This is a genomic window from Micromonospora sp. NBC_00860, assembly GCF_045207375.1.
Taxonomy (GTDB): Bacteria; Actinomycetota; Actinomycetes; order Mycobacteriales; family Micromonosporaceae; genus Micromonospora; species Micromonospora vinacea.
In genome coordinates this window covers 1,927,338-1,944,215 of sequence record NZ_CP108825.1, presented here as the reverse complement: position 1 = coordinate 1,944,215, position 16,878 = coordinate 1,927,338, and the positions used below count along the sequence as shown (strand labels likewise).

The 16,878-nt window shown below is 68.9% G+C and carries 21 protein-coding genes; 13 read left to right on the top strand and 8 right to left on the bottom strand.

Annotated features, from left to right (window positions below; translation table 11 throughout):
* Positions 1–7 precede the first annotated feature (7 nt).
* Genes OH804_RS08820 through OH804_RS08810 form a run of 3 tightly spaced genes read right to left on the bottom strand, consistent with a single transcriptional unit; the run spans position 8 to position 3,019 of the window.
* Positions 8–1,513 carry a tripartite tricarboxylate transporter permease gene (locus OH804_RS08820; protein WP_406064192.1) on the bottom strand — a complete coding sequence of 502 codons (1,506 nt, stop codon included), beginning with the start codon at positions 1,511–1,513 and terminating at the stop codon, positions 8–10.
* Between the two features lie 20 nt (positions 1,514–1,533).
* On the bottom strand, positions 1,534–1,995 hold the full coding sequence (locus OH804_RS08815) for a tripartite tricarboxylate transporter TctB family protein (RefSeq protein ID WP_406064190.1): 462 nt from the start codon (positions 1,993–1,995) through the stop codon (positions 1,534–1,536).
* A gap of 1 nt (position 1,996) precedes the next feature.
* The gene (locus OH804_RS08810) at positions 1,997–3,019 is read right to left on the bottom strand and encodes a tripartite tricarboxylate transporter substrate-binding protein (protein WP_196923585.1); all 1,023 of its coding nucleotides are present in this window, start codon (positions 3,017–3,019) and stop codon (positions 1,997–1,999) included.
* 144 nt (positions 3,020–3,163) lie between these two features.
* Here OH804_RS08810 and OH804_RS08805 point away from each other — a divergent pair, with 144 nt between their 5' ends.
* Together OH804_RS08805 and OH804_RS08800 are read left to right on the top strand one after the other, a co-directional pair.
* Positions 3,164–3,847, top strand: a complete 684-nt coding sequence (locus OH804_RS08805) for a response regulator transcription factor (RefSeq protein ID WP_196923586.1) — start codon at positions 3,164–3,166, stop codon at positions 3,845–3,847.
* A gap of 6 nt (positions 3,848–3,853) precedes the next feature.
* On the top strand, positions 3,854–5,275 hold the full coding sequence (locus OH804_RS08800) for an ATP-binding protein (protein WP_406064188.1): 1,422 nt from the start codon (positions 3,854–3,856) through the stop codon (positions 5,273–5,275).
* A 12-nt stretch (positions 5,276–5,287) separates the two neighbouring features.
* Here OH804_RS08800 and OH804_RS08795 read toward each other — a convergent pair whose 3' ends face one another.
* On the bottom strand, positions 5,288–6,232 hold the full coding sequence (locus tag OH804_RS08795; RefSeq protein WP_406064186.1) for a TAXI family TRAP transporter solute-binding subunit: 945 nt from the start codon (positions 6,230–6,232) through the stop codon (positions 5,288–5,290).
* 352 nt (positions 6,233–6,584) lie between these two features.
* Here OH804_RS08795 and OH804_RS08790 point away from each other — a divergent pair, with 352 nt between their 5' ends.
* The 4 genes from OH804_RS08790 (at position 6,585) to OH804_RS08775 (ending at position 8,740) form a co-directional block, all read left to right on the top strand.
* A complete protein-coding gene (locus OH804_RS08790) occupies positions 6,585–6,983 on the top strand; it encodes a YbaB/EbfC family DNA-binding protein (protein WP_406064184.1) in 399 nt (132 codons plus the stop codon).
* Complete coding sequence (locus OH804_RS08785) at positions 6,970–7,314, top strand: type VII secretion target (RefSeq protein ID WP_406064182.1); 345 nt, start codon at positions 6,970–6,972, stop codon at positions 7,312–7,314. The genes OH804_RS08790 and OH804_RS08785 overlap by 14 nt, the downstream gene beginning before the upstream one ends.
* A gap of 134 nt (positions 7,315–7,448) precedes the next feature.
* On the top strand, positions 7,449–8,456 hold the full coding sequence (locus tag OH804_RS08780) for a WXG100 family type VII secretion target (protein ID WP_406064180.1): 1,008 nt from the start codon (positions 7,449–7,451) through the stop codon (positions 8,454–8,456).
* Positions 8,456–8,740 (top strand): hypothetical protein, encoded by a 285-nt coding sequence (locus tag OH804_RS08775; protein ID WP_406064178.1) that lies wholly within the window; start codon positions 8,456–8,458, stop codon positions 8,738–8,740. Before OH804_RS08780 ends, OH804_RS08775 begins: the two co-directional genes overlap by 1 nt.
* Positions 8,741–8,748: 8 nt before the next feature.
* Here OH804_RS08775 and OH804_RS08770 read toward each other — a convergent pair whose 3' ends face one another.
* Both OH804_RS08770 and OH804_RS08765 read right to left on the bottom strand, forming a co-directional pair.
* Complete coding sequence (locus OH804_RS08770) at positions 8,749–9,000, bottom strand: hypothetical protein (protein ID WP_406064176.1); 252 nt, start codon at positions 8,998–9,000, stop codon at positions 8,749–8,751.
* Positions 8,997–9,299 carry a DivIVA domain-containing protein gene (locus OH804_RS08765; RefSeq protein ID WP_406064174.1) on the bottom strand — a complete coding sequence of 101 codons (303 nt, stop codon included), beginning with the start codon at positions 9,297–9,299 and terminating at the stop codon, positions 8,997–8,999. The genes OH804_RS08770 and OH804_RS08765 overlap by 4 nt, the downstream gene beginning before the upstream one ends.
* Positions 9,300–9,530: 231 nt before the next feature.
* On the opposite strand from OH804_RS08765, the gene OH804_RS08760 reads away from it, so the two are divergent.
* Positions 9,531–10,418, top strand: a complete 888-nt coding sequence (locus OH804_RS08760) for a helix-turn-helix domain-containing protein (protein ID WP_406064172.1) — start codon at positions 9,531–9,533, stop codon at positions 10,416–10,418.
* Entirely contained in the window at positions 10,411–10,614 is a 204-nt protein-coding gene (locus tag OH804_RS08755; RefSeq protein ID WP_406064170.1) for a DUF397 domain-containing protein, read from the top strand. Before OH804_RS08760 ends, OH804_RS08755 begins: the two co-directional genes overlap by 8 nt.
* A 56-nt stretch (positions 10,615–10,670) precedes the next feature.
* Here OH804_RS08755 and OH804_RS08750 read toward each other — a convergent pair whose 3' ends face one another.
* Entirely contained in the window at positions 10,671–11,141 is a 471-nt protein-coding gene (locus tag OH804_RS08750; protein ID WP_406064168.1) for a hypothetical protein, read from the bottom strand.
* Between the two features lie 277 nt (positions 11,142–11,418).
* On the opposite strand from OH804_RS08750, the gene OH804_RS08745 reads away from it, so the two are divergent.
* Both OH804_RS08745 and OH804_RS08740 read left to right on the top strand, forming a co-directional pair.
* The gene (locus OH804_RS08745; protein ID WP_406064166.1) at positions 11,419–11,922 is read left to right on the top strand and encodes a hypothetical protein; all 504 of its coding nucleotides are present in this window, start codon (positions 11,419–11,421) and stop codon (positions 11,920–11,922) included.
* Positions 11,923–12,254: 332 nt separating this feature from the next.
* Entirely contained in the window at positions 12,255–12,590 is a 336-nt protein-coding gene (locus OH804_RS08740; RefSeq protein ID WP_406064164.1) for a nucleotide pyrophosphohydrolase, read from the top strand.
* Positions 12,591–12,732: 142 nt separating this feature from the next.
* On the opposite strand, the gene OH804_RS08735 is transcribed toward OH804_RS08740, so the two are convergent.
* Positions 12,733–13,041: a hypothetical protein gene (locus tag OH804_RS08735; RefSeq protein WP_406064162.1), complete on the bottom strand. Its 309-nt coding sequence runs from the start codon at positions 13,039–13,041 to the stop codon at positions 12,733–12,735.
* 24 nt (positions 13,042–13,065) lie between these two features.
* Here OH804_RS08735 and OH804_RS08730 point away from each other — a divergent pair, with 24 nt between their 5' ends.
* From OH804_RS08730 to OH804_RS08720, 3 genes are all read left to right on the top strand, one after another.
* A complete protein-coding gene (locus OH804_RS08730) occupies positions 13,066–14,637 on the top strand; it encodes a DNA/RNA helicase domain-containing protein (protein WP_406064160.1) in 1,572 nt (523 codons plus the stop codon).
* 73 nt (positions 14,638–14,710) lie between these two features.
* Positions 14,711–15,547 carry an aldo/keto reductase gene (locus OH804_RS08725; RefSeq protein WP_406064158.1) on the top strand — a complete coding sequence of 279 codons (837 nt, stop codon included), beginning with the start codon at positions 14,711–14,713 and terminating at the stop codon, positions 15,545–15,547.
* 45 nt (positions 15,548–15,592) lie between these two features.
* Positions 15,593–16,825: a hypothetical protein gene (locus tag OH804_RS08720; protein ID WP_406064156.1), complete on the top strand. Its 1,233-nt coding sequence runs from the start codon at positions 15,593–15,595 to the stop codon at positions 16,823–16,825.
* Positions 16,826–16,878 lie beyond the last annotated feature (53 nt).

The window sequence follows — 16,878 nt, the reverse complement described above, 5'->3', positions numbered from 1 at the left end:
CGGATTGCTACTCCTCCTCCGCGAAGACGACCGCCCGGCGCTGGCGGATCGTCGGGAGGACGGCGACGACGAGCGCGACGACGGCCAGGACCAGCAGCGCCGCGGAAATCGGTCGGGTCAGGAAGACCGACGGGTCGCCGCGGGAGATGATCAGCGCCCGGCGCAGGTTCTCCTCCAGCAGTGGGCCGAGGACGAAGCCGAGCAGCAGGGGCGCCGGCTCGCACCCGCACTTGATCAGGACGTAGCCCAGGATCCCGAAGAACGCGATGGCGTAGACGTCGTACGCGTTGAAGTTGAGTGAGTAGGTGCCGGTCGCGGCGAACAGGATGATCATCGGGAAGAGCACCTGGTAGGGGATGCGCAGCATCCGCACCCAGAGGCCGATCAGTGGCAGGTTCAGCAGCAACAGCAGCACGTTGCCGATCCACATCGAGGCGATCAGGCCCCAGAACAGCGCCGGCTCGTCGTTGATGACGTTCGGGCCCGGGGTGATGCCGTGGACGATGAACGCGCCGATCATCAGTGCCATCACCGGGTGGGCGGGTAGGCCCAGGGTGAGCAGCGGAATGAACGACGTCTGCGCGGCGGCGTTGTTCGCCGACTCGGGGCCGGCGACACCCTCGATCGCGCCCCGCCCGAACTCCTGCGGCCGCTTCGAGATGCGCTTCTCGACCGCGTACGAGGTGAACGAGGCGAGCACGTGCCCGCCGCCGGGCAGGACACCGAGCGCGGCGCCGAGACCGGTGCCCCTCAGGATCGGGGCGACGATCCGACGCCGGTCCTCGCGGGTGGGCCAGAGGTTGGTCACCTTGCTGACGATCGCCGTGCGGGTCTGCTCGTTCTCCAGGTTGCGCAGGATCTCGGCCACCCCGAACAGGCCCACGGCGACCGAGACGAAGTCGATGCCGCCGTACAGCTCGCGCTGCTCGAACACGAAGCGGGGCGTTCCGGTGTAGATGTCCTGGCCGACAGTGCCGAGCAGCACGCCGAGTGCAATCATCGCCAGTGCCTTGAGCGCGGTGCCCCGCGCCAGCGCGATCGACACGATCAGGCCGAACAGCACGAGTGAGAAGTAGTCGGCCGGGCCGAACTTCAACGCGACACTGGCCAGGGGCGGGGCCGCGGCGGCCAGCGCCACGGTGGCGACAGTGCCCGCGACGAAGGAGCCGATCGCCGCTGCGGCCAGGGCGGGGCCAGCCCGGCCCTGGCGGGCCATCTCGTGCCCGTCCAGCGCGGTGACCGCCGCGGACGACTCACCGGGCAGGTTGATCAGGATGGCGGTCGTCGAGCCGCCGTACTGTGCCCCGTAGTAGATGCCGGCCAGCATGATCAGCGCGGTGACGGGCTCGAAGCTGAACGTGATCGGCAGCAGCATCGCCACAGTGGCCGTGGGCCCGATGCCGGGCAGTACGCCGACAGCGGTCCCGAGCAGCACTCCCACGAAGCAGTAGAGGACGTTCTGGACCAGCAGGGCCGTCGAGAAGCCCAGCGCGAGGTTGTCGAGGAGTTCCATGCCTCAATCCGGTTGCCGCGTCAGAAGCCCAGCCAGGGGCCCCAGAGCGGGATCCGCAGCTGGAGTCCGACGACGAAGATGAGCGTGCTGGCCACTGTCAGGCCGGCGGCCACGGCGACCGCCGTGAGCAGCCGTACGCGGGTGCTGGCCAGTGTGGTGAGCAGTGCGGTCACCGCCGTTGTCGGTACGAAGCCGAGTCGTCGGACGGTGAACCCGAAGAACAGGACCGCGAGCACGATGGCGGCGACCGCTCGCCACGGGATCGGCCCGAACGAGATCACCTCACCGGCGATGAGGCCCTTGCCGGCGATCGCCAGGCCCAGCGCGACGACGGCCGCGCCGACCAGCAGCGGGAAGGCGCCCGGGCCCATCCGTGTCGGGGTGCCCAGCTCGTAGCCGAGCGCCCCCACCACGAATGCGCCACCGATCAGGACGAAGATTCCCCCGGCGAGGACGTCCGGGAGCGACCGACGGCGCTCCACCTCAGGAGACCTTGACCCCGGAATCGGCGATGATCTTGGCCCAGGTGCCGAGTTGCTCGTCGAGCTTCGCCCGGTGCGCCTCCGGCGTCGCGTCCTGCGCCGGGACCGGCGCGGTGCCGAGCTTGGCCATCTGGTCGATGACCCCCTGGTCCGCCAGTGCCACCTTCAACGCCTCGGACAGCTTCTGGACGATCTCCGGCGGCGTGTCGGCCGGAACGTAGAGACCGTGCCAGACGCTGACCTTCAGCTGGGGCAGCCCGGCCTCGGCGGTGGTGGGCAGGTCGGGAAGGCTCTTCACCCGCTCGGGCGTGGTGACCGCGTACGCCTTCACCTTCCCCGCGGCGATCTGGCCGCTGGTGTTCGTCGTCTGGTCGCACATGAAGTCGACCTGCCCGCCGACGAGGTCGGTCAGCGCGGGGCCGGTGCCCTGGTACGGCACCTCCTGGAGCTTCACACCGGTGGTGGTCTGGAACAGCAGGCCGCACAGGTGCGACGCGGCGCCGATGCCGGCGTTGGCCAGCGTGACCTTGCTGGCGTTCGCCTTCACGTGGGTGACCAGGTCCTGGAGCGTCGCGGGCGCGAAGTCCTTCCGCGCGACGATCGTCATCGGCACCTCGGTGACGAGCCCGACCGTCTCGAAGTCCTCCAGGGGCTTGTAGCCCAGGCTCTTGTAGAGGGCGGGCGCCGTCGACATGCCGATGTGGTGCATGAGCACCGTGTAGCCGTCCGGCTTGGCCCGCGCGACGTCGCCGGCACCGACAGTGCCGCCGGCGCCCTCGACGTTCTGGACGACGATCTTGCCACCGAGCTTCGCGGCCATCGGCTCGGCGATCATGCGGGTGACCGTGTCCGTCGGGCCGCCCGCGCTGAACGGCACGACGATCGTGATGTTGTCGTCCGGGTAACTCGCGGCGTCGCCGCCACCGGTGGCGCCTCCGTTGCCGGAACAGGCGGCGGCGAGCGAGACGACACCGATCGCGGCGATCATCCGCGCGGTGGCCCGGTACCTGCTGGTCGTTCGCATACGACGGCCTCCCCATCAGCGCATGGACATTCCTCGGTGCGTGGGTGGACCCAGTCTCGGCTGGTCGGGGGCCGGATGGTGTCAGAAAAATCCCAAGAAGCAGGGTCGGCGCGAGCGTCGGTCCGGGCCGTAGAATCCGCTGGTATGCGGATAACCGTCATCGAGGATGACGACCGCGTGGCGCGGGGTCTGGTGACCGTCCTGACCCAGGCGGGCTTCGAGGTCCACCGCGTCGCCACCGCCGCGGAGGCCGAGCGCGCCGCCCCGTCCGACGTGGTCCTCGTCGACCTGGGTCTCCCCGACGGCGACGGGCTCGACCTGATCCGCAAGCTGCGTGACCACCCGCAGACCGCCGTCATCGCGGTGACGGCGCGGTCCGAGGAGCACGAGCGGGTTCGTGGCCTGCGCGCCGGCGCCGACGACTACATCGTCAAACCGTTCGGCATCCCCGAGTTGCTCGCCCGGATCGACGCCGTCCTGCGGCGCACCCGGGCCGCTCGTGCCCTCGGCCAGACCGACGAGCCGCTCGTCCTCGGCCCGATGCGGATCGGCGTCGGCACCCGCGAGGTCACCGTCGACGGCACACTCGTGCCGTTGACCCGCAAGGAGTTCGAACTGCTCCTACTCCTGGCCCGGCGGGCACCCAACGTGGTCAGCCGTGACGTCATCCTCGACCAGATCTGGGGCGCGACCTGGGAGTCGTCCAGCCGCACCCTGGACACCCACATCGCGGCGCTGCGGCACAAGCTGGGCCCGGACGTGGTCATCCGCACTGTCCACGGCGTCGGCTATCGGCTGCTGGCCGACCAGCCGGAGCTGATCGGCTGACGGGCCGTGCACCGCCGGCTGCTCGTCGTCCTGGTGCCCCTCGCGGTGCTGCTCGTCGCGGCGCTCGGGGTGCCGCTCAGCATCACCGTTGCCGAACGCGAGATGCAGGAGACGTACGTCAACCGGCTCAACGACGTCGGCCGGTTCGCCTCGCTGGCCGAGACCGCGCTGTCGACCGGCCGCACCGAGGCGTTACAGCAGGAGCTGACGCGGTACCACGAGCTCTACGGCATCCCGGTCGCGCTGATCGACACGTCGGGCGCGGTGCTGCTCGGACCCACCGACGCGTACCAGAAGGCGGCGCACGCCGAGGCGGCGTTGCCCCGGATCGTCACCGCGGCGCTCGCCGGCGCCCGGTCCGAACCGTCCTGGGAGTGGGCGCCGTGGGACGACTCCGCACTCGTGGTGGCGGAACCGGTCGGCCGGGACAGTGAGGTCGTCGGCGCCGTCGTGACGATCTCCGACCTGTCCCGGACGCGCGAGCTCATCCTCCTACGCTGGGCCCGGCTGGCCGGGCTCGGGCTGCTGCCGCTGCTCGCGCTGACGGCCGTCGCCTGGCCGGTGTCGGCGTGGGTGCTGCGCCCGGTGCGGAAACTGGACGCGGCGACCTCGCGGATCTCCGAGGGTGACCTGACCATCCGCGCCGACGCCGAGGCCGGCCCGATCGAGCTGCGGCGGCTGGCGCAGTCGTTCAACAGCATGATGGACGCCGTCGAGAACGCCGCGCAGCGACAGCGCGCCTTCGTCTCCGACGCGTCGCACCAGCTGCGCAACCCATTGACCAGCCTCCGGCTCGCCGTGGAGAGCCTCGCACCGCACCTGCGGTCCGACGGCGACGGGCAGCAGGTGTACGACGTCGCCGTCGACGAGTTGAAGGCGATGCAGCGGATGTTGAACTCGCTCCAGGCCAGCGCGCGGATGGAGAGCCTGCGGACGGCGTCACCGGTGGACCTCGACGAGGTGCTGGCGACACGGGTCGACCGGTGGCGGGCCCTGACGGCCACGGCCGGGCAGACCCTGACTGTCGCCGTACCCCCGGGGTTGCGGTTGTTGGAGCCGCCGGGCGGCCTGGGCAGCATCCTGGACGAGCTGATCAGCAACGCGTTACGGCTGTCCGACGCGCAGGTCGTGGAGGTGACCGCGCGGGTCGTCTCCGCTGGTGCGGGCACCGTCACGGTCGCCGTCCGTGACGACGGTCAGGGCATCGACGTGTCCGAGCGGGCCCAGGCGTTGCAACGCTTCTGGCGGTCACCGCGGCACCAGAACGTTCCCGGGACCGGCCTGGGGCTGGCGATCTGCGCCGACCTCGTCGGGGCGGCCGGCGGTGAGCTGCGGCTGGAGGAGGGCCTGCCGCGTCCGGACGGGTCCGGGCACGGGCTCGCCGCGGTGGTGGTGTTGCCGGTCGCTCCCGCGTCGGCTCCGGTCTGACGACCGCCGGGGTCAGCGTTTGCGGTCGCGGAACCAGGCCGCCGCGCCCGGGTGGAGCGGGACCGACGCGGTGGAGATTCCGGTACGCACGTTGATCTGCCACGCCTCCGGAAGGGCCTCGGCGCCGTCACGGCCGGCGGAGGTGATCGCCCCGGTGTGCCGGAAGACCGTGTCGGTGATGGCGTAGACCAGGTCGTCGGGCAGGTCGTCACGCGCCAGCAGCACATTCGGTACGGCGACGGTGCGGGTCGCCGGGACACCAGCGTAGGCGGCCGCATGGATCGTGGCCGGGGCGTAGGGACCCGGGTACGCCGTGAAGAGCCCATCCGCCTGCGCGTCCAATGGAATCAACCGGATCGGATGCCGCTGCGCCAACTCGGTGATCGCGGGCGTGGGGACGCCGGTGAGCGAGAACATCGCGTCGATCGTGCCGTCGCGCAACGCCCCCGCCGACCCGGCCTGGCTGAGGTTCCAGGCATCGGCTTTGAGCGGGTCGAGCTGCAGGACCCGCCGCGACGTGAACTCGGTGCCCGAATCGTGCGCACCGAGGGACACCCGCTTGCCCTCAAGGTCCCGAAACTCGCCGATCGCCGAACCGGCCATGACCACGAGATGCAGATGACTGTCGTAGAGCCGGCAGATCGCCGACAGCCCCGCTGGCGCGCTGCCGTCGCTGGTGATCAGGGCGTCCAGGCTGGTCAGCCCCAGGTGCACCTCGCCGGCCCGCAGCATTCGGATGTTGTCGGTGGACGCCCCGGTCGGCACGGTGGTCACCGTGGCGCCCGGCACCTGCTCCGAGATGTGCTCGGCCAGCGCCCCACCGATCCGCCGGTAGACCGCCCCCGCCGGCCCGGTAGCCAGTCGCAGGTGGACCGGGTCCGCCTCCGGCTGCCGCGAGCAACCGACGAGCAGCCCGCTGCCGGCTAGCAACACCGCCCGCCGACTGAACAGCACCATGCCGAAATGATACGGATGAATGCGCGCGGTGCCCTCTGCTGCGCCGATCTTGCAGTTTCGGTCGTCGGCTTGCGGGACTCTGCGTCATTTGTCGCGACAGAAAGCGCAAGATCGCGGCCTGCCTCAGTCGATCATGGAGTTGTGGTGCCCGCTTTGGCGTGATGATGAGGGCTTTGTTGCCCACCACAACTCCATGATCGGCGAGGCGGTGCGGGTTCGCGAACCGCCCGCTCCGCCTGGCGCAACGTCCTTGGCGTTCATCCTGGGGGCACACACGCAGCGCGACCGGTTGGTAGCGTGCCGGTGATGTCGTGCCGGTTGCCGCCGGCAGTGGTCCCTGGGGAGGGTCGACATGTGGGCGGACGACGCTGCGCTCGACGCGGCGGAGCGCCGGCTCGACGAGTGGGAATCATCGCTCGCCGAGCGGGCGGAACGAGCCAAGACTCTGTCGACGACGATGCGGGAACTGACCGGCACCGCCCGCAACGCCGACCGGACTGTCGACGTCACAGTCGACTCGGCCGGCCTGCTGATCGACCTACGGCTCGACGAGCGCATCCGGCAACAACCCGCCGCGCACACCGCCCGGCAGATCCTGGAGACCACCACTGCGGCGCGCACCGACCTGCTCCGACAGGTCAGCGACGCAGCCACCGAGTCATTGAGCGACGACCCGAGCGCCCAGGCCATCATCGACTCGTACCGCAGCCGGCTTCTCCCCGACCAGGGACCAGACGATGCCCGCCGGTGACGGTATCCAGGTCGACCCGGACGACCTGACCGCCCACGCCGCACGCCTCGATCGCTGCGCCAGCGGCCTCGACACCGCGCAGCAGGCAGGCCAGCACGTCCGATTGGGAGCCGACGCCTACGGGCAGCTCTGCGCAATGATGCCGGTGCTGCTCGACGGCCTCCAGCGAACAATGGTCGACGGCATCGGCGCCGCCGCCGCATCGCTACGGGACACCGCCGGCAAGCTGCGGGTCGGAGCCGACCACTACCGAAGCTCCGACGCCCACGCCAAACAGCTACTCGACGGGGTACGGCGGCACCAGCTCGACGGGGTGCGGCAGCGCTCGTGACGTCGAACCCGCTCGTCGCCGCCGCTGCGGACACCCCGCCCAGCGCCTGGGCGGGCGTGTGGATCTGCGAGGACATCGAACTCATCGCCCAGGGCATCCGGACCGGCAGTTGGATCGACGGCAGCCTCGGCGTCGTGAGCGCCGGCCTGGACGCCCTCGCCTTCGTCTCCGACCCGGTCGGCGCCCTGCTCCAGTACGGGATCGCCTGGCTCATCGAACACGTCAAGCCACTCAGCGAAGCGCTGGACTGGCTCGCCGGCGACCCGGCGCAGATCACCGCACACGCCCAGACCTGGCGCAACGTCGCGGGGTCGCTCCGCGACGAAGCCGCCGAACTGGCTCGCGCCGTCCGCACCGACGTCGCAGGCTGGGGCGGCAGCGCCGGCCCCGCCTACCGCGGCTGGGCCAACGAACAGCAACAGGCCATCACCGGCCTCGCCCAGGGCGCCGACACCATGGCCGCGATCACCGAAGGCGCCGCCGGCCTGGTGGCCGCCGTCCGGCTCCTGGTCCGCGACGCCATCGCCACCTGCGTATCCCGCATCATCGTGTACGCGGGCGAACTCCTCATCACCGGTGGACTGGCCGCGCCGCTGGTCGTGGAGCAGGTGACGACGCTTGTGGCGTCGTGGGGGGCGCGGATCGCGCGGTTGTTGCGCGGGCTGCTGGCCAGCCTGCGGCGGCTCATTCCGGAAATGCGCCGGCTCGGTGACCTGATCGACAAACTTAAGCAAGCCCTGGGCCGACTCAGGGGCTCGCCAGCAGACCCCGGCGACCTCAGTCGGGTTCGCGGTCGAGGCACTGGTCCTCGAATGCCGATGAACGTGGAGGCGGTGACGACCATTGCCGCGAAGTACGGAATTGATATCTCCGACGTTCGACTCACCGTCAATAACCGGGTGTCTGGAGTGTGCGGACTGACGAAGCCCGACGAGTCGGTCATGCTCTGTCGAGAAGCCTTCCGCAGCGAGGAGGACCTGGCCCGTACCCTGGAGCATGAGCGATTCCATGTCGCCGAACTCCGCCAGGGGTACCCGTACCCGACTACCCGTCATGAGATCGACGCGTTCGAGGATCGGGCTTATGCGCATGAGGAACAGTGGTGGACGAACCATTCGGTCAGACCGGAAGGAGCGCGCTGATGGCCACGTTCGATGAGTGGTTGACGGCGTACGACCTCGTCTACCGTGCGCTGCCGGCGACGTCAGATCTTGCCTGCCCGAACTGCGGGCACCGGACCCTACGGATCGTCTTCACGGCGCGGCCCGCAGCCGAGCATGGCTACGTCTCGTTCTGGTGCGACACCTGCCTGGAGGGGATCTACGTGTCTCGGGCACCCGTTCCGCTCGGAGTCACCGCTCGATCGGCGGACCAGCCGACCGAGGAACGCAACCGTGGCATCCCCGACTACCGCCTCGTGACGTAAGAACCCGGTCAGCGGCGTAGGCGGCGGGAGCAGGCACCGTCGTGGCCGTCGCGGAGCAGGCAGCGCCGGCCGCCTGCCATCCGCAGATCGCAGAAGACCCGGTGCCGGAGCAACTGATGGTCCTCCTCGGAAACGGTGGTCTCGCCCGGGTCGGCCATCGGCAGCACCAGCATCCAACGGCCGATGACCCGGGCGAGGCGCTGCGCGGCGGGCAGGTCGGGGGCAACGACGGGCAGGTGGATGACGTACCGCTGACTCATCGACTCTGGTCCCGCTCGTTGCGGGCGCGGGCCTGATCGGTCTGCCAGCGACGTAACGCGGCCTTGATCCGGGCCGTCTCGCGGCGACTCTCGGCGAGAGCGGCGTAGACGGCGGCCATGTCAACGGCGACCCGGTCGAGGAAGGCGTACACGTCGTCGGGGTTTAGACCGCGACGTCCGAGCCCGGTCGGCGTGAAGCGACGCTCACGCACCTGCCACGGCAGCAGACTTGTGTACGCGGCGGAGTGGTAGGTCGCGCCGCCGCGCGGCGGTCCCGGCCGCTGGTTTCTGGCGTTCATGTCTGCCTGCCTTCCGGGTCGTAGGGGCGAGGGGTGTTCGGGGAAGCACGGCGGCCGTTCGGGGGGACCGGACGGCCGCCGCGCTGTGACCAGCCTGCGACAGTCCGCAGTGAAAGCGCAACGTTCCATGCCGCAATTTCGCTGTTATGCATTGACTTTCTTTGCTGAAACCCGTAGGAGTTGCAGGAGCGAGTCACGCAGTGTTGCGTGTTGGAACCAGGGAGTGTGTGGATGCCCGAAGACATCGGATCGACCGTGCCGCGTCGGCAACTCGGCCGGCTGCTGCGGCAGTTCCGCAACGAGGCCGGCGTGACGCTCGACGCCGCCGCCGAAGCCCTCGAATACAGCCGGCAGAAGATCTGGCGCCTCGAATGTGGCCAAGGTTCGGTCCGGGTGCTCGACGTCAAGGCGATGTGCGAGCTGTACGGGGTTTCGCCCGAAATGAGCGAGGCGATGCGCGGGCTGGCTGCGGAGACGAAGTCGAAGGGCTGGTGGCACGCGTACGGCGATGCGGTGCCGAACTGGTTCGAGCTGTACGTGGGTCTAGAGTCCGCCGCTTCCCGCCTCCGTCGTTACGACGAGTCACTCATCCCGGGGATTCTTCAGACCAAGGAGTACGCCCACGCGCTCTACCGCCTCGGCGGGATGCTGAGCGAGGAGGATCGCGAGCGGGCGGTTGAGGTCCGACTCCAACGACAGGCGTTGCTCTTCCGGCGACTGCCGACTGCTCCCAGGCTGGAGGCCGTGCTGTCCGAGGCCGTTCTCCGCCGTGGCGTCGGCGGGCCGGTGGTCATGACCGCGCAGCTCGATCACCTAACCAAGCTGTCCGAACTGCCGAATGTCGGCGTCAGGGTGTTGCCACTGTCGGCGGGACCGCAGCCCGGCGCGGTTGCGGGGTCGTTTGTGATCCTCGACTTTCCGCCGACCAAAGGCGGTCGCGCCGCGCCGGAACCATCGGTGGTCTACAGCGAATCGCTGACCGGAGCCCTCTACCTCGATAAGCCCGACGAGTTGGCCGCCTACGAGCGCGTCTGGCGAGGGCTGGATGCGCTTGCCCTCGGCGAGGCAGAATCGACTGACATGATCAAGCGGATCGCTGGGGAGATGCGGCATGACTGACCTGACCGGCGCCGTCTGGCGCAAAAGCACTCGCAGCGGCGACAACGGTGGCGACTGCGTCGAGGTCGCCGACAACCTCCCCGACATCGTCGGGGTCCGCGACTCGAAGGATTCCGCGGGACCGCTACTCACTTTCACCGTCCGGGCGTGGACCGGCTTCGTCGCGGCTGCCAAGCGTGAGGGACGCGCCAGCTAAATTCGGCCCCACCGATGGCGTGCAGGCACGACACGGGTACCGCCTTCTTCAATCGGTCACCAGCCACGGGCCCAGTCCGGAGGCGGTACGACAGCGAGCTGCGGCTCTCCACTGATCGGTTCGAGAGCGTGGACGACCCGCAGGTCCCCATCGGTTGCAGCATTCTCGTCGGTGAGGACCCGACCACTGCTGCCGTCGGTGCTGACCAGCACCCACCGATCGGGGTAGATGCCACCGTCGTCGACGAGCGCCCGCACCCCAAAGGTTCGGGCCAGGGTCACGGCCAGCTCTCGTTCACCCTGGCCAGTGGCGTCGGCAAGCTCCCTGTCACCGGTCAGGATCCAGCCGAATTCCTCGTTATCGCCGGGCGGGTTGAGCATGGCGACCGGCCGAGGGTCATCGACCGCTCGGGCCTCGATGCGGCCCACGTAGACCGTGTCCGGTGAGATGCCGAAGTCCCCGTGCAGGAGCCGGCATAGCGCCTCGGCAGGAAGTTCCTGCTCAAAGTGGATCTGATAGCGCAACACTGACCCCCGGGTAGCTCCTGTGTGGCGGCAGACATCCAGCGTGCTCCTGGCGGTCGCCCCGACGTCGGCCCCGACCGTACGCCAGTTGCGCATCCGGGAATTGCACGTCGACGACTCACACCGATCAAAACTCACTCCGTTGGCGCCGTCGATAATTGTCCGACCAACGACACCGACCATTTGAGCCGGATAGCTGACAGGGCAATTCTTCGACCACCACGCTAATCTGCCTTCGGCGGTTCTTCTGAAATATGCGGCTACTCCGAAGGAGAATGTCATGTTCATCGTGGCGACGCAGGATCCAAATACCCGCGGCCAATCCGAAGGACCCGAATCGGGTGCGGCTGCCTGGGGCGCCCTCCTGCCCATCGACGCCGGGCTCACGCAGGCCGAGGCAGATCGGCAGCTGGCGACTTACCTGGCCGGGGTGCAGGCGGGCGAGCCGCTCTGCATCCGCGCGCACGGCAACGACGAGGAAATCGGCGACGCCGAGGCCGGCGCCAAGGACTGGGGCTGGACCTACAAGAAGCTGGCGAAAATGCTGGCCACCCACCTGACCGCCAAACCGAGTGTCGTCCTGATCCGGTCGTGCGCCGAAGAGGTGACCAACTTCCCTACTCAGATGGCGGTCCGCCTGGAGTCGAACTGGCCCGGCGCGAACCACCTCGACGGCGTCGTCATCTACGGCTACAACACGTCTGTCAACATCAGCACGCCTATCCCCTCGCCGCAGCAGCTGGCCAAGAACGTCCAGGTCCAGCCGGTCGTCGTCTCGTTGTGACCCGCCGCCGCGCCTAGCAATTCATCCCGTACGCCGACTTCTCTCCGCATTTCGGGTTGCCCAGTTAGCGAGCTGGCGCATTCGCACGACATTGACACTCTGGGATTCTTCAATCACTCTGGGTGCCTGTCTCGTGCAGTGCGTCAGCACCGGGACCTTCACGTGGCTGATCGACAGAAATCGCTCTGAGCTACAAGCCCTCTGGAGCGCGTGGGTATCGCGCGCTCACAACTGCTGCCGAATGGCTTGTGTGGCCAGAGCCGTGACCAGCGGGCTTGTCCCCCGGGCCCGGCAAGTGCTGGCGGACTGAGTCCAACTGCGATGCTCACGGTATGGATGACCTGACTGGCCGCGTACGGGCGTTCGCGGAAGAGCGGGACTGGCAGCAGTTCCACACGCCCAAGAACCTGGCCATGGCACTCGCCGGAGAAGTCGGCGAGCTGATCGCCGAGTTCCAGTGGCTCACGCCGGAGCAGTCTGCGGAGGTCATGTCCGACCCGGACGCAGGTGGTCGGGTGAGGGCCGAGATCGGCGACGTCATGATCTATCTGGCTCGGCTCGCCGACGTACTCGGCATCGACCTGACAGATGCGGCTCTGACCAAGCTCGAGGATTCGGCTCGCCGCTACCCAGTTGAGCAGGCTCGCGGCTCAGCGGCGAAGCGGTAGCCGCAGGCAGCGTCAACATGGCGCTCAGTTGATCTCTTCGCTACAGTCCATCACGTAGAAGCGCGTCACGACGGGCTTTCGGCGACTGCCGGACACGCCCCCATGCGCACGATCACTTCGTGCTGCCCGGGGGCAAGTGTTGTCAGCATTTCGCATGTCTGCCGATGGTCTGCTGCGCCTGAGTGGCACGGGCCTGCTCGCAGACCGGATCGTGGAGCAGATCGGTCGCAATGTGAGTCCGGCAGAACGTCGTTCCTGGTCGCACAGCCTGGCGGTGCTGGGGCAGGATCTCGCCGACGCGGGTCTGGGCCAGGTGGAGATGCTGGTCGAGTACCAGTTGCCGCTGACCAGCAAGCGGGTGGACGTGGTGCTTGCCGGTGTGGACCCCCGGACGTCCGACGATTCCTACATCGTCGTCGAGTTGAAGCAGTGGTCCTACGCCGAGTCCCATGAGGGTTCGGACACCCTCGTGGCGGTGGAGCACGCCCGTGGCCCACGGCTCCACCCTGGCGTCCAGGTTGAGCTTTACTGCGAGTACCTGACGGACTTCCTCGGCGTCCTCGCCGAGCAACGGAACCCGGTCCGTGGAGCGGCGTACCTGCACAACGCGACCGACCGCGACATCCGTGATCTGTTCGATCGCCAGGCGACCGAGCAGAGCCGGATCTTCACCAAGCAGCGGCGGGGGCAGTTCCTCGATTACCTACGTACCCACCTTGCCCCGGCCTCTGGCGCTGGCGCGGCTGACCGTTTCCTCACCAGCTCGGTTCGGCCCAGCCGTCACCTGCTGCGGTATGCCGCCCAGGAGCTGAAGGATCGGTCGCGCTTCACGCTGCTGGATGAGCAGCGCGTGGCGTACGAGTTGGTGTTGCACGCCGTGGAGAAGGCGCGGTCGGCGGACCGTAAGTCGGTCGTGGTCGTCTCGGGCGGACCGGGCAGCGGCAAGAGCGTGATCGCCCTGTCGGTGCTTGGGGAGTTGGCACGACAGAACCGTTCCGTCATGCACGCCACAGGCTCGCGGTCGTTCACCCAGACCTTGCGGCGGTATGCCGGTAAGGGTTCGACCCGCCTGAAAAACCTGTTCGGCTACTTCAACAGCTTCATGTCTGCCGAACGCAACGGTCTGGACGTCCTGATCTGCGACGAGGCACACCGCATCCGGGAAACCTCCGTCAACCGCTTCACGCCGAAAGCTCGGCGGGAAGAGGCTCGTTCGCAGATTGACGAACTCATCGCTGCGGCCCGGGTGCCTGTCTTCCTGCTCGACGAGCACCAGGTGGTGAAGCCGGGCGAGTTGGGCAATGTCGAGGTCATCTCGTCGTACGCAAAGCAGCTCAAGCTTGACGTCGAGGTCGTGTCATTGCACGGCCAGTTCCGCTGCGGCGGCAGCGATACGTACGAAGGGTGGGTCGTTGACCTGCTCGGCCTCGATGACGGCGAGCCGTCGGTCTGGACCGGCGACGGGAAGGTCGACCTACGTCTCGCTGAGTCGCCAGAAGAGATGGAAGCCTTCCTCGCCAGCAAGCAGGTGCCCGGTGTGACCGCCAGAATGTCCGCCGGGTACTGCTGGCCGTGGAGCGACCCGCGGCCGGACGACAGTCTGGTGCCGGACGTGCAGGTAGGCGGATGGTCGCGACCCTGGAACGTCAAGAGCGACCGCAGCGTCGGCGAGGCACCAGGCAGCGCGTTCTGGGCCACCGATCCGAACGGTTTCGGCCAGGTGGGCTGCGTCTACACGGCGCAGGGCTTCGAGTACGACTGGTCGGGTGTCATCGTCGGGCCGGACCTGGTCGCCCGGGACGGCCGGCTGGTGACGCGGCGCGACATGTCGAAGGATCCAGCGTTCCGCAGTCGCAAGGCGGTCAGCGACGCCGAAGCGGATCTACTGATCCGCAACACCTACAAGGTCCTGCTGACCCGCGGGATGAAGGGCACGATCGTCTACTCCACGGACCCCGAGACACGGGAGTACCTCGCCTCGATGGTCAAGGTGATCCGGCCGGTCGAGACGGTCTACGAGGCGGCAACGGACGCCGACCTGAGCTGATCGACCGGTTGTTCTCGGCAGCCCAATCCGTGCCGGTAGGGTCCAGTCACGGTCGACGAGAGGCAGATCAACCATGGCGATTCCCCAGCTGACGGCAGCCGATGGCACCACTCTGCCGGCGATCGGGCTCGGCACGTACCGGCTGAACGGCTCGGCGGGTGTCGACGCGATCGGTCAGGCGATCCGGGCGGGCTATCGGTTGATCGACTCGGCGGTGAACTACGAGAACGAGGGCGCGGTCGGTCGGGCCGCCCGGTCGGCCGGTGACGTGCGGGACGAGTTGGTCGTCACCTCGAAGCTGCCGGGACGGCACCACCGCTACGACGAGGCGCTGACCACCATCGAGGAGAGTGTGTTCCGCACCGGCCTCGACCGGGTCGACCTGTACCTGATCCACTGGCCGAACCCGAAGGTCGACCTGTACGTGCAGGCGTGGCGGGCGCTGATCGAGGCGCGGGAGCGTGGCCTGGTGCGGCACATCGGGCTCTCCAACTTCCTGCCGGAGCACATCGAACGGCTGGTGGCCGAGACCGGGGTCGCCCCGGTGGTCAACCAGATCGAGGTGCACCCGTACTTTCCGCAGCAGGAGGCGCTCGACTACCACCGGGAGCACGGGATCCTGGTGCAGGGTTGGAGCCCGCTCGGCCATGGCAACGACCTGCAGCAGCATCCCGTGGTCGTGGAGATCGCGGCCGCGCACGGCGTCAGCCCGGCCCAGGCGATCCTCGCCTGGCATGTGGCCCGTCAGGTGATCCCGCTGCCCAAGGCCGCCTCCCCGCAGCGGCAGGCCGAGAACCTGAACGTCTTCGGCATCAAGCTCACCGACGCGCAGGTCGAGGCCATCACCGCGCTGGGCCGCCCGGACGGGCGGCTCTCCGACCAGGACCCGGCGGTGTACGAGGAGTTCTGACGAACCCGACCGGCTGACTGTCGGTGGGGTGGGAGAGCATGGGGCGTGCTCGACGGACTTGACGACATCGACTGGGCGCGGCTGGGCCACGCCTACGGGGCGGCCGACGACGTGCCCGACCAACTGCGGGCGCTGCTCTCCCCCGACCCGGGCACCCGGGACGACGCCCTGGGTGAGCTCTACACCAACGTCTTCCACCAGGGCAGCCGGTTCGAGGCGAGCGCGTACGCGGTGCCGTTCCTGGTGGAACTGCTCGCCGATCCGGCCACCCCGGACCCGGCGGCGGTGCTCGGGCTGCTGAGCGCCCTGGCGATCGGGTACGACGAGGGTTTCCTGCCGGAGGGCTTCCCGGTGGCCGAGTACCGCCGGGCCGCCGAGGGCGGGCGTGAGCTGCTCGATGCCAAGCCGCCACCGTGGACCGGCGCGGACGAGTCGGAGAAGGAGTACGTCGAGTACACGTACGTCGAGTCGCTGTCCGCGGCGGATCAGGGTCGACTGTGGGCGTACGTCGAGGTGGCTACCTATGACGCGGTGCGCGCCGGGGTTCCGGTGTTTCGCACAGTGCTGACGCACCCCGATGCGAGCGTGCGGACGGTCGCGGCGTACGCCCTCGCCTGGTTTCCGGAGGAGGCCGACGGCAGTGTGTCGGCGCTGGCCGGCGCGATCGACGCCGCTCAGGAGCCAGGTGTCGAGTCGACTCCCGGTGAGATGGCCACCATGCTGGTGGCGTCGGGGTTGCTGGGTGCGGCGCCGGACGTTCGGTGGTTGGCCGATCCGCGCCCGGTGCTCCGCTGGGCCGCCGCGATCGGTCGGGTCCGGGTCCTCGGCGCGGCGGCCGACCCGGCGACCGTCGAGGAGCTGTTGAGCTGGGCCTCGGCGCCGCCCGACGACGGGCCGGTCGAGGACGAGTGGGTGCCGTTCCTCGACGGTGATCGTGGTGGTTACGCGGGCCTGGCGCTGCGGCAGCTCGGCCCACAGCACGAGGACCGTGCCTTCGACGCGCTGCTCGACCGGCTGCCCGCCGTCAGCGGCGAGCGGTCGTTGACGGTGCTGGGTGTGGCGCTGCGCCTCGCTTTCCCGGATGGTCCGGCAGCGGCAGGGACGCCGGTCGGGGTGTTGCCGCCCCGGCAGCGACGGCTCGCCGAGGTGCTGGGCCGGTCGACCGAGCCGTGGCTGATCGACGGGCAGGAGTTCGGCAACGTGGCCATGCTCGTCGGTGAGTACGGCCTGCCCAGAAGCCGCGAGGCGATGCTGACGTACCTCGAACGCGTCCCGTAGCCGGCCGGCGGCCAGGCCGGCGGTGGCATCCACGAGGCCGGCCGGGCTCGACG